A 12,384-nucleotide genomic window follows, 5' to 3' on the forward strand; every position below is an offset into this window, starting at 1 on the left:
GCTTTATTGCTATGCTGCAAATATCTCATCAAACCGTTCATATTCTTTTAAAACACTAAAGAATATTAATGGGCTAGGGCCATAATCAGTCCTCTTAAACGACACAAACTTTTCAAAATCTTGTAAATCCTTTAATCTATTATTTTTCTTGAAATGGTTTTTTATAATTTCCGCCCAATAGTTTACACTCTTAAAATCACTATTTTTCTCAAAATACGAGATTAAGTCAGATTCAATTTTCTTGATATCATCAAAATTATTGGGGTCTATATTCTGGATAAAGCTTATTTTTTGAATAATTAAGTTTATATTATCTTTTATTGTAGAGCTATTTACCCAATCTTTTATATTAGATAACGCTTCTTTAAAAACACCGTAATAATAAAGTCTATCTTTTTTTTGTTCTTGCTTAATGTCTCTTTTCTGGTTTTGAATAGTGTTGTTTTTTTGAACTTGATTAATCTCTTGTTTTTGTTCTCTTTTTTGTTCTTGCTTTTGATTAACACTAACTTGCTTGCTAGACATAGAATTTCTGTTTTCATAATTATTGTAAATGGGTGCTGCATCAGTATCAACTTCACTTTTTATGCAAAGATGCCCTACTAAAGCGTATCTTTTGAAATAAGTAATAGCTGATCCAACAAATTGTGGCATTGTATTAATATTTTTAGACCCATTTTCACTGTTCCATTGTAATTTATCTGTATGAATTCGCGTATCAAATGAGTATTTGTATACAGTGCTTGTGCTGTAGAATGTAGTCCTAATATAATCAACTATACCATATTGACCCTCTACAGAAATTGGATCTTGCGTAAAAAAAAGATCCAAATTATGATTATCAATAACGCTATAAATTACTTCTACTATGTCATTGAAATCTTGATACTTGTACCCATACCCTTTAAGACTTTTGTCAATACGCGGCAAGTTTCTGATTAGGGTGCTCATATCTTTTCTGAATTTTATTTCTGCTTGAATATTATTTTGTATTTCTTGATTATTTTTGTTTGAAAGATTTTCCATCTTTTTACTCCTTTATTTAGTAATAAATATAAGTATATAGCAAAAACTATTTTTGCCAACTTTTTTACAAAAATTTTTACAAAAAAAATAGGGCTTAGCCAAATCCTCTACTAAAAGAACTTAGTTAAACCCTTGTATTATTTTTTTGCAAATTACTAAATAAAGGTAGTTAAAACTGAAAAATGTTCAAATAACTACGCTGTTTGTAGTGTATCTCAATTTTAAATTAAAATCAATTTGTATTTTTACTAAGTTACAAAAAGCGTATTAATTTAACAAAATTAATAATTAAAATTTAATATTTTTTTAGAAAAGTATTTACTTTTAAATCAAAATTTTGCATTATAATAATTAATTATTAATAACTAAATAAAGGAGAAAAAACATGAAAGGTTTTTCAAAAAATACAAAAAGTCCAACTTGCCACAACAAACACCAATACAAATTAATTGTTCTTATCTCAACTCTGAATTACCTAAACAAAAAAGATAAAAAATACACGCAACAAAACATACTCTATTATTTTAATGAAAATCTTAAAAGAAATGGTTTGGCTCCCACTACTTTAAGAACAATGCAAAATTATCTTTATAAATTAGAAAAAGTATTAAAAGTCACAACGAATTACTACCAACATATGGGTGTAAATTGTGGGACTGAAATTTACTATAAACTAAAGTATCCTAAAACAGAATGTTACCAGAAAATCAACATGTACTTTGAAGAGCAAAAAAACTCTAGATTTAAATCTAGAGTTAATACCCATTTTAAAGACGATATTTCTAAAAATAGTAGTGTAAATTCAGTGGAGTGTTTAAGTAATAAAAATAATATAAAAGAAGAAAGAAAGATTAAAGAAATAGAAAAATATCAATTAAAAGCATACTACAATAGATTTAACTTTAAATCTCCAAAATCTCTTTCTATTTTGAATTTAGATACAGATAAAAATACCAAGATTAAAGCAATGCAAATTTTAAAACAAAATGAAATTGATCTAATAAAAAGGTTTAATGTAAAAAAATCCTGCATGAAAGAAAAGCAAAATACATTAAAGAATGTCCTAGATAACACTAAGAAAGAATTCGAACAAAATGGATATAATCCGGAACAATTAAGGGCAAATTTACAAAAAGTATACGAAAGTTACAAATATAAACCCCATTTTATTATTGAAAGGCATAAATATAACGATTTAAACTACATAAAACGCAAATTAGAAAAGTCGATTGAAAGGGAAAAACGAAATTCTCAACAAAATTATCAGAATTTAAAGGCAAATATTTTCAATATCCTTATTGAACAACTAAGAAAAGAAACAAATATTGAATTTTTAAAGCCTATTGTAAAAGAATATTTGAATAACCAGAAGAAAATAGAATACAATAAAGTATTTGGTACATATCATACTGAATTATTAGAACTAATAAAAAAACGAAAAAATTCTATAACGAAAGAAGAATTTAATGTAAAGGCCGTATGAGGATTTAACATGGAAAATGCATCAGAACCTATTGAAACTATAAAAAAAGGCAAATGTAAAGTTGAATGCCAAAATAAAGAACGCTTTATTTTGATTGAAAAAGAAAATGGGAAAGCAATGTACCATACAAAAATAATGATGGACATTTACAAATTTGGAGTATATGAGAAAAAACATGAATTTAGATTATCATTGCGGGCCCTATTTAATGGGGAAAGAATTGTTGAAGAAACTCATTTATACCCAATTAAAGAAGGAGATAAATTTATTGGCATTTTTTATGGCTATAGAAAACCAATTAAAAAACCTTTAATAAAGTATCAAATAAATGGGACTAGAAAAGCATATGCATTAGCAAGGGCATATTATATGGAATTTAGATTTAAAGCAGGAAGTGTTTTTTGCTATTTCAAGGGATTGTATCGATTATTAGATAAAACAAGAACAAACAATCACTACAACAAAGTTTTATTCAGTATGTTTACGGATTTAGAACAACAAGTATATAAATTTTATGGGAAAAAATACCCAGAACAAGGACCGTTAATCAAATGGATAATAAAAAACCTAAAATAATAACAATAGCGTCAATCAAGGGTGGCGTTGGCAAAAGTACAAGTGTGCTATTTTATAGCAATATATTGGCTAAAGAAAAATATAAAGTATTGATAATCGATAGCGATCCACAGGCCAGTATAACTAGTTATTTTTTATTTAAATTAAAAGAACAAAATGTGAATGTTGAAAATTATAATCTTTATGAAGTCTTTAAACAAAGAAAATATATAGAGAATTGCATTTTCACAGTTTCTAATTGTTTAGATATAATTCCCAGTTCATTAGAACTATCTGTTTTTAATTCCGAAAGTATACCATTACAAGACAATCTTTTAGAAAAAAGGCTTTTGGCTATTAAATCTAAATATGATTATGTGATAATTGATACAAATCCCAGCTTAGGACATCTTTTAAATAATGCTTTAGTAATTACTAATTATTTGATAATACCAATTAATTCTGATCTATGGGCAGTTGAAAGTATAGACCTAATATTAGATGCAATAAATAAAGTTTATAGAAATGATATTACACCGTATTTTTTAGTGACAGGGGCATTAGAGAGACAAAACATTGATAAGGAAATAATATTTAACCTGGAGAATAGATATAAAGAAAATCTAATAGGAGTTATTCCTAAAAGAGATGATATTAAAAAAGCACTGTTTTATAGAAAAGAATTTTCTTCAAAAACAGACTATTATCAAGAATATAAAAAATCTTTAGACAAAATGTTAAAAATAAAATAACAAATAAAATATATCCAGTAATGGACAAATAAGGAGTTTGCATGAGCATTAAAAATAAAATGATAATAACCAAAAGAGTAGATATAAAGGAAAATATGTCTAAAATGGAGTCATTAGAAGAAATTCATAAAGAAGAATATTTGAGATTAAAAGACAAATTGAAAACTCTGACAACGGATGATATTTATAATAAAATAGAAACAGCAAAAATATTAAATGCGATTAATCAAAAAAAATTGTATATTTTAGACGGATATAAAAATTTTTATAGCTTTTTAGCTGATTTTAAAATCGCGAAATCTCAAGCATATAAATATATAAAAATAGTATCGGGCGTAGAAAAAGGCATTATTGACTACAATTTTATTGCCAATAATGGCATTGAAAAAACAATTAAACAATTAGAAAGTAACAATGTTATTAAAACATCTAGGCAAAATCCAATAAAACCATTAAGATTTCAACTTAAAAAGCAAGAAAGTTATGATTTTTATAAAAAAAATGGGAAGTTTACTGGGTTTTTATTGGAAGAACTTCTTGAAAATCAAACAGAGTTAATTAATAAGCTTTTAAAAAAATATAAACAATTAAAAGGATAGTCTATGAATAATTTGGCATACAGAACATATAATATAGAAAGTATAAAAAACGAATTTTTAAATATAGGGTTTAGCAAGGAAGCAATAGATTTTGTTTTTCTGCATAATGATAATTACAATTTTGAATTTTTAAAAGAAAAAATAATTGATATAGAAAAGAATTTGAGAAAAGATATATCTAATTTAGACGCCAAGATAGATACTGTAGAGAAGAATTTAAATCTAAAAATAGATTTTGTAGAAAAAAGCCTAAATGCCAAAATAGATAGTTTAGATACTAAGATAGATAATGTAGAAAAAACTTTGCAAAAAGATATATCTAGCTTGAATTCTAAAATAGATAATGTAGAAAAAACGTTACAAAAGGATATATCTAGCTTAAAAAACGAACTTAATGCAAGTAACAGAACAATACAAGTGATTCTAATAATGGGAATAACGCTTGCTCCAATTATCTATTCTATATTCAATAAGTATTTTTTGAATTAAGAATGATTACTTTTTTATAAAGTAATAAGTTAGTATATGGCTTTAAAGTAGAACTTATTTAAATTCTCTTGTTAAAAATTTAAATAAGTTCTTTTATTCTAACAAATATAAATTGATTTTAATTCTAAATTAGAATATATTCAATTGTTAAAAAGCTTATTAAAATTATTTTAATAAGCAAATTTGGTTAAATTCTAATTTTATTAAGTTCTTTAACAAAAGAATATAATAAAGCTTTTATTAATTATAATAATTTCTATAAAAAGTTGGCAAAAATAGTTTTTAATATTTATAATATTATAATAAAAATTACAGGAGGAAACTTAAACCATTTATGTTATTATAAATCCGATTTAGCTTGGGCTTAACCATGTTCTTTTATTTAAGGATATAGTTAAGCCTTTTTTTGTGAAAATGGTTATAAAAAATTGTCAAAAATTGGTTTTGTTACTATATTTATGTATAGTAAGATTAACTTTATCATAATGAGACAACCTTAAAAACTAAGAATAAGGTTTGGTTAGAACAAAAAACTAGCCAAACTTTATTTTTTGTAAAAATTTTTGTAAAAAAGTTGGCAAAAATAGTTTTTGCTATATACTTATTTTTATTACTAAATAAAGGAGTAAAAAGATGGAAAATCTTTCAAACAATAATAATCAAGAAATACAAAATATAAATAAAGGAGAGCTCAAAATGACAAGTGTTGAACAACAAAGTTTTACTGGATGTGAAATAATTGAGGAAAAATCTTCTCCCATTAAAGAAAAAAGTAAATTAAGCAAGATAGGTAAAAAATTACCAGGAATAAGCAGTCAAGAATGCTTTAGATTTAATCGAAATATTGATTTTAGCACACAAAGAAATGAACTTGATAGGTACGGAGCTAGTGAAGTAGGTAATGTTTTGATTGGAGGTGCAGGACTTAAAGACTTGATGATTAACAGAGTGCTTAAATATTTTGGAATGAGCCTACCTTTTGAAGAGAATTTGTATATGCTCAAGGGCAAAGAATTAGAGAATTTAGGATTTAGAGAATTTGTTAAAGCACATGGTGATAATATTGATATTTTGTATAAGAACAAATATGCTAACGGTGTTGATAAGTATAATTATTTCAAGAAAACTGGTAAATCAGAAATGTTTGTTGGATCAACAATTGATGGTTGGTTTATAAATAGTAATGGCACAGTAGAGCTTTTAGAAATTAAAAGCAGTGATTCTAATTATATGAGCAGTGCAATTGCTGAGTATAATAAAAATGGCAATTTTTTAAGCAGTAAATATTTTTTCAAATACTATGTGCAAGCACAAATGCAGTTAGCATGTACTGGACTTGAGTATTGTAATTTATTCTTTTTAATAGATGCAGTACCAGTTAACTGTAAGATTAAGAGAAATGATGGCTTAATAGCAAAAGTGCTTGAACATGTTCACAAATGCGAGAGGGAAGTTTTTAACATAAGAACTCAAATATTTAAAAATAATAATATCAACTTACAAACATTAAATAATGATAATAATGAAGTGATAAAACTAGTTGAAGATTTAGTAGAAAGAAGTGAATTTTATAGCTCTGGAGTTGAGTTTGATTGGGCAAGAGAATTTGTAGAATATGTTGATTGTATAGAGCTTGAAATTACGGATAGGCAAGTTGCTGAAAATGTTGCGTGTGATTTAATGGAAGTTGATAGTGCAAAAAAAGAATTAAGTAAAATGCAAAACGAACACAAAAAAAGAGAAAAGTATCTTAAAGATATAATCAAAATGAAAACCTACAATATTACGAATATATGTCCACTAATTGAGCACGTAAATTATAGATTTAGAGAATTTGTGTTCACTTTTGACTCTAAGAAAAGGGCAATATCAGATAGATTAAGTGGGTTATTGCCAACAAGTGAAACATTACTTTTCCCAAGCAATATAGCATTTGCAAATAATGTCAGTGTCCCCATGTGAATGGGTGCACTAAAAAATTAAAGAAACAATTTAATATAGGAGAGGAAATCAATGATTATTAATAAAATAAAACAAAACAATAGAACTTTAAGACCAGAGATACAAAGGTGGGGTTGTTACTTTTTGTGTCTACATTATTATACAAGTCTATTTAAGAAACGCGAATTTAATGCATATGAAATAAATACAGCGTATTATAGATTTATAGGACTTGGTTACATCAAGAGTAATTGTTTTATTATGAATCCATGTATGATACTTAATTACTATGGAATTAGAAGTAGTGTGAGATATGAAACTTCGAATTATTTGGGTGCAGCAAATGAATTTGAAATAAGTGAAGTTAAAATCGATAAGGTTAATGGATATCACTTTATAGCAACAAAAAATAAAGAAATATTATATGATTCACTTGATTTAAAGCCACGTGGGAAAATATTTAAAGTAACTTCAAAACGTATATTTAAACTGAAATAGTTTTACTAAAGTTTAAGGCACTTTTTAGCACATTCATAAGCTTGAATTTTATTAGCAGAAGATAGGCCGTAGATATTATCAATTTCATTGGTTGAAGAATATTTCATAAGTTCTTTAATTTGAAAAGAATTGTAGCCGTTAGATTTCAAATTTGAAATAAATAAATTTCGACATAGATGGAGAGATTTATTTACACGAAACCCCGATTTTTTAAGAAGATTTTTAAATTTATTAGAAATATGGATAATGCTAATTTGGTTGTCTTTAAACTTATGTTTGGATTTTTGAAAAAAATAAGTACGTCTTGTATCAAGATTTTTCTCATTAAAATGATTTTTGTGTGCTGTTTGGATAGCCTCGAACTCTTCTGAGTTGATAACAATTTCTCTAATACAAGTTACATTTCTTTTTTTTGCCACATTTACTTTTATGTTGTATAAAGTTTTTCCATTTTTGCTTAAAAAAGTTGAAATATCTTGCATTTTTACTTTTTGCAGTTCGGTGCCCCTGCAGCCACTTATTGCGAGTAAATGTAAAAACCAACCAGATATTGGATCAGCTTGTTTAAGAGTTTTGATGCATTTTTCAATTAGTTTGCCAATTTTTGGGGTCAAATAAAATTTAGGAGTTGGCTTTGAAGCTTTTTTAGTAGGCTTAGAAGAAATTTTTAGTGAATTTTTAAGAATTTTGTTTTCATTTATTAGTTTTTGATGATCTTGTAATAATTTGAGCATAAAATCGATGTTGAAATTATTTAAATTAAGATAATTATTTATGTCCATAAAATCCTCTCCTTATAAGTGTTACTTTTAAATTAAGTAAAAGTAATAAAAATAGATGAAAAATGTAATTTATATTTTACCAAAAACAAAAAAATTTAGTCAAATTGTGTGGCTTCTCATTGCATGCAAAATTTGGATTGTAGAGTGGTTGTAATAAACAGAAGAGGCAATTTTTAAGGGGTGGACTTAAGAAAGATATAATACTTTAAGTGATATATAGCAAAGACTTTGAAATTTAATTTGTATGTGTTTTGTAGTCTTTTGTAATGAGTAGTGCATTTGCAATGGAGAGATTTTGGGGAGTTGGTTAAAATTACATTTGCGTTTTGTTAATATGTAACAGCTGAATGTAACAAAATTATATATTTAAATCTTTGAAATATTGCAATTATTTGGTGTTGTGGTAATATTAGTACTTTATGGAGTAACTTATGAATAAGATAATAAAAATTTTAATTATTTATTCTGTTTTTGTGCTGATAAGTTCTTGTAAGAATTATGCAATTAAAGATTTAGAGCAAAAAACAAAAGGGCAAGTTAACGGATTTATAGATAGGGCTTTAGATCCAACAAAAGATAAAATCGCCTCAAATGGTCCAATAGTAGATGAATTGGCAAAAAAATTGCAAGAAGAAGAAAAAGAAGAATTAATGCAGGGCGATGATCCTAGTGGCATCGGAATAAATCCGCCATTAGTATTACCGGAAAATGATCATGACAATACACCAGCACCAAAAGTAAAAGCAGCAAAACAAAGTGGTGGTCAACAAGAAAAAAAAGTAGAAGACCAAAACGGAGAAAAAAAACGACAAGAACAAGAAGAAGAAAAAGTTAAGGCTAAAGCAGAAAAAGAAAAATCAGAACGACAAAAACGACAACAAGAAGAGCAACAAAGAAAAGCTAAGAAAGAACATCAAGAGAAAGAACATCAAAAGAAAGAAAGAGAGAAAGAAAGAGAGAGAGAAAGAGAAGAAGAAAAGCAGGTCAAAGATAAAATCAAAGATTTTGTAGATAAAATAGATAAGATAAATAGAGATATTGATAGTATTAATCCAAAGTCTTTTTTTGAAGAAAGAATGGAAGTATCTGGACAAGAAGTTGAAGATAAGGTTACGGGGGCTATTTATGATAAGATTACCAGTGACAATTCAAGAGACAATTCTCTTTATTCTATCTGGGATGAGTCCATTGAATTAGACGAAAGTGGTAGATTAAAAAATCTTATTGATGATTTAGAAAAAGCTAGAGGAGAATTAAGGGCTAAAATAAAAGAAGACGAGTATGATAGTAAGAATAATCAAAAAAATAAAAATATTGTAAAGGTTGGTGACATTAAATCGGATTTAGAAAAATTAAAATCAAAGTTGGATAAAGTTAAAGAATATCTTGAAGATAAAGATAATTTTGAAACAATTAAAGGATACATCGAGGATAGTAATTCATAATAAATTGTTTTAGATGTAATTAAATTTTATATACATAAAATAACAGCTAGTAAAAAATGACTAGTTGTTATTTTTTTGTAGATTTTATTGCTATAGCCATAAAAATGTTTTCTATCAAAATTTTCATTTAAAAAGTATCAAAAACTATTGTTTAAAATATTGTTTATTTATATACTCTCTAGAGTTATGATGTATATAAATGAGATTTCAGATTTTTATGATTGCTTGAGTCCAGGCACAAAAAAGGAAATAAGCAAACTTTATGGAGTTAAGCAATTAACTCTGAAACAAAAAAAGGATTTTTATAGAGGTTTTCTATCAATACAAGAATACAAAAGAAAAACTGGAAAAAGTATTGATGAAATCGTAGATTATATTATAGATCCTGCAAAAAATTTTATTAAAGACGTTCTGAAAGATAAGCATATAATAGAAAAGTATAAAAATTTCCAAAATAGGAAGTTTGATTGTAGCTACAAGAAAGGAATGCTAGAAAAATGTTTGGAAAAGATGGGTGAGAAGTATTCTACCCGGTTTTTGAGTATTGTTTCTAATATTATGGATGAGATTGGTAATAAAGATCCAGAACGAGAATCAATAAATGTGGTTCTCGACTTTGTAGAGATATTATTTATAATCATGCACTATTATGATAAGGGAATTTGCACAAGGAAGTATCTTCTAAAAACAATAAAAGATTTTTCCAAATTAGTATAATCAGGTTATTCCAAAATTCAATAAACTAGGTAATTGCTATTTCTAAATTAATAAAAGACAATAAATATCAAATATCTATCAATAAACATCAAAAATATAATAGTTTATGTTAACAATTAGCAAATTGATTTACTATTTAGAGTAACAATTTGTTAATTTAGTTATTTTAGGAGAAATTGTTTTGAAAAGAGCTAAAAGGTCTTTTGATGATTATGCTGCGTATTTTAGTGAGGGCTTATTAAGTGATGTAGAAATAGCGAAGAAATTAGGAGTTTCTAAAGTAAATGTGTGGAGAATGAGACAAAAGTGGGAAAGTGGAGAAAGTGTTGTTAACCAGGACTCTAGAGTAACAATTAGTGAAGATACTTTTGAACACCTTTTGTCGCAAACCTTTAGATCAGAAGTTAACGCTAGGAAAGTTAGAAGCGAATTGGATTTAGAGCGGGCTAATTTAGAATTAGGATTTATAAATGCATTTAAGCAATATTCTAGTGTTGAGCTTGTTAGTATGTATACTAAAATAGAAAATTTAAGAGCCGAAATTGACGCTTTAAATAAAGCAAGTAGTAAAAAAAACAAGCAAGTTGTTAATGGAGAAATTAATTCTTTAAAAAGCGAGCTTGATGAATATATAAAGGAGTGCTCAATAAGAGAAATGGAGCTTTACTATGAATGTATGAAAAAACTTGCAACTGCTAATGAGGCTGAAAGCAAAAGCAACTACAAAAATAGCAAAGGGCACAAGTGAACTTATATCAAACAAAACTTTTTACAACACTACAAAAGGAATACAAAAATAAATATGGAGTTGATATATCACAATTTGTAAAGCTAACAAATTCTTCAATTAATTTTGATAAGTTTGAAGAAGAACAGTTAACTTTAAAACAAAAAAATGTGATAAAAAGCATTCAAAAGAATAATGAAAAGAAGATTATACTCAGCGGAGGCATAGCTAGTGGCAAAACGTATCTTGCATGTTATCTTTTTCTCAAAAGTTTAATTGAAAATAAAAAGTTATACTCTAGTGATACTAATAATTTTATTATTGGGAATTCACAACGCTCAGTTGAAGTTAATGTTTTGGGACAATTTGAAAAGCTATGTAAACTTCTTAAAATTCCTTATATCCCAAGACATACAAATAATTCATATATTCTGATTGATTCACTACGTATTAATCTATATGGTGGAGATAAGGCAAGTGATTTTGAAAGATTTAGGGGAAGTAATTCGGCACTTATTTTTGTTAATGAGGCTACAACTTTACACAAGCAAACTTTAGAGGAAGTCTTAAAAAGACTAAGATGCGGGCAAGAAACTATTATTTTTGATACTAACCCCGATCATCCGGAACACTATTTTAAAACCGATTATATTGATAATATAGCAACTTTTAAGACATATAATTTTACAACTTATGATAATGTGCTACTTAGTAAAGGATTTATCGAAACACAAGAAAAACTTTATAAAGATATACCATCATATAAAGCAAGAGTTTTGCTAGGTGAGTGGATAGCAAGCACTGATTCAATTTTTACACAAATAAATATTACTGATGATTATATATTTACTAGCCCGATAGCATATTTAGACCCAGCATTTAGTGTTGGCGGGGATAACACTGCATTATGTGTTATGGAGCGAGTTGATGATAAGTATTATGCTTTTGTATTTCAAGACCAAAGACCAGCTAATGATCCTTATATTATGAATATGGTAAAGACCGTTTTAGAAAATTTCAATGTACATACACTGTATTTAGAGGATAGAGACAATACAAAAGGTGCTGGTGCATTGACCCGTGAATACGTGCTACTTAGGAAAAATATGAGTCATTATTTTAGAATTACCCCAGTTAAACCAAAGTCTAATAAATTTAGCAGAATAACAACGTTAATTACGCCGTTTACTTACAAAAAACTTTACATTACGAAATACAGCAGCTTTTCTGTATTTAATGATATTTATTCGTATAAGGGGGATAATAAAACCCATGATGACGCTCTTGATGCAATATCTGCAGCATATTTGATGTTGTCTTTAGGATATAGAGAGAGAAGTGTTCACTTTGGCAATCAAAGATTTTTGTAA

The 12,384-nt window shown here is 26.8% G+C and carries 13 protein-coding genes; 11 read left to right on the plus strand and 2 right to left on the minus strand.

Features of this window, described 5'->3' with window-relative positions; all coding sequences use genetic code 11:
• Nucleotides 1–9 precede the first annotated feature (9 nt).
• Nucleotides 10–1,026 carry an ERF family protein gene (locus tag QIA46_RS06115; protein WP_418906026.1) on the minus strand — a complete coding sequence of 339 codons (1,017 nt, stop codon included), beginning with the start codon at nucleotides 1,024–1,026 and terminating at the stop codon, nucleotides 10–12.
• A 385-nt stretch (nucleotides 1,027–1,411) separates the two neighbouring features.
• Between QIA46_RS06115 and QIA46_RS06120 the strand changes: the two genes are divergently transcribed.
• The 7 genes from QIA46_RS06120 (at nucleotide 1,412) to QIA46_RS06150 (ending at nucleotide 7,343) form a co-directional block, all read left to right on the plus strand.
• Entirely contained in the window at nucleotides 1,412–2,509 is a 1,098-nt protein-coding gene (locus QIA46_RS06120; RefSeq protein ID WP_418906027.1) for a plasmid maintenance protein, read from the plus strand.
• 9 nt (nucleotides 2,510–2,518) lie between these two features.
• A complete protein-coding gene (locus tag QIA46_RS06125; protein ID WP_418905919.1) occupies nucleotides 2,519–3,085 on the plus strand; it encodes a DUF226 domain-containing protein in 567 nt (188 codons plus the stop codon).
• Nucleotides 3,061–3,816 carry a ParA family protein gene (locus QIA46_RS06130; RefSeq protein WP_418885351.1) on the plus strand — a complete coding sequence of 252 codons (756 nt, stop codon included), beginning with the start codon at nucleotides 3,061–3,063 and terminating at the stop codon, nucleotides 3,814–3,816. Before QIA46_RS06125 ends, QIA46_RS06130 begins: the two co-directional genes overlap by 25 nt.
• A gap of 41 nt (nucleotides 3,817–3,857) precedes the next feature.
• Nucleotides 3,858–4,415, plus strand: coding sequence for a chromosome replication/partitioning protein (locus QIA46_RS06135; protein ID WP_418885352.1), 558 nt, complete (start codon nucleotides 3,858–3,860; stop codon nucleotides 4,413–4,415).
• 3 nt (nucleotides 4,416–4,418) lie between these two features.
• Nucleotides 4,419–4,904, plus strand: coding sequence for a Bdr family repetitive protein (bdr, locus tag QIA46_RS06140; RefSeq protein ID WP_418885353.1), 486 nt, complete (start codon nucleotides 4,419–4,421; stop codon nucleotides 4,902–4,904).
• Nucleotides 4,905–5,537: 633 nt separating this feature from the next.
• A complete protein-coding gene (locus QIA46_RS06145) occupies nucleotides 5,538–6,866 on the plus strand; it encodes a DUF244 domain-containing protein (protein ID WP_418906028.1) in 1,329 nt (442 codons plus the stop codon).
• Nucleotides 6,867–6,917: 51 nt separating this feature from the next.
• Nucleotides 6,918–7,343 carry a DUF261 domain-containing protein gene (locus tag QIA46_RS06150; protein WP_418906029.1) on the plus strand — a complete coding sequence of 142 codons (426 nt, stop codon included), beginning with the start codon at nucleotides 6,918–6,920 and terminating at the stop codon, nucleotides 7,341–7,343.
• Between the two features lie 5 nt (nucleotides 7,344–7,348).
• On the opposite strand, the gene QIA46_RS06155 is transcribed toward QIA46_RS06150, so the two are convergent.
• Complete coding sequence (locus QIA46_RS06155; RefSeq protein ID WP_418906030.1) at nucleotides 7,349–8,125, minus strand: tyrosine-type recombinase/integrase; 777 nt, start codon at nucleotides 8,123–8,125, stop codon at nucleotides 7,349–7,351.
• 431 nt (nucleotides 8,126–8,556) lie between these two features.
• Here QIA46_RS06155 and QIA46_RS06160 point away from each other — a divergent pair, with 431 nt between their 5' ends.
• The 4 genes from QIA46_RS06160 (at nucleotide 8,557) to QIA46_RS06175 (ending at nucleotide 12,384) form a co-directional block, all read left to right on the plus strand.
• Nucleotides 8,557–9,570: an ErpC protein gene (locus tag QIA46_RS06160; RefSeq protein ID WP_418906031.1), complete on the plus strand. Its 1,014-nt coding sequence runs from the start codon at nucleotides 8,557–8,559 to the stop codon at nucleotides 9,568–9,570.
• A gap of 189 nt (nucleotides 9,571–9,759) precedes the next feature.
• Nucleotides 9,760–10,287 (plus strand): DUF643 domain-containing protein, encoded by a 528-nt coding sequence (locus QIA46_RS06165; RefSeq protein ID WP_012644035.1) that lies wholly within the window; start codon nucleotides 9,760–9,762, stop codon nucleotides 10,285–10,287.
• Between the two features lie 181 nt (nucleotides 10,288–10,468).
• Complete coding sequence (locus QIA46_RS06170; RefSeq protein WP_418906032.1) at nucleotides 10,469–11,035, plus strand: DUF603 domain-containing protein; 567 nt, start codon at nucleotides 10,469–10,471, stop codon at nucleotides 11,033–11,035.
• The gene (locus QIA46_RS06175) at nucleotides 11,032–12,384 is read left to right on the plus strand and encodes a PBSX family phage terminase large subunit (RefSeq protein WP_418906033.1); all 1,353 of its coding nucleotides are present in this window, start codon (nucleotides 11,032–11,034) and stop codon (nucleotides 12,382–12,384) included. Before QIA46_RS06170 ends, QIA46_RS06175 begins: the two co-directional genes overlap by 4 nt.

The sequence above is a fragment of the Borreliella carolinensis genome (assembly GCF_032595855.2).
GTDB classification, from domain to species: Bacteria; Spirochaetota; Spirochaetia; order Borreliales; family Borreliaceae; genus Borreliella; species Borreliella carolinensis.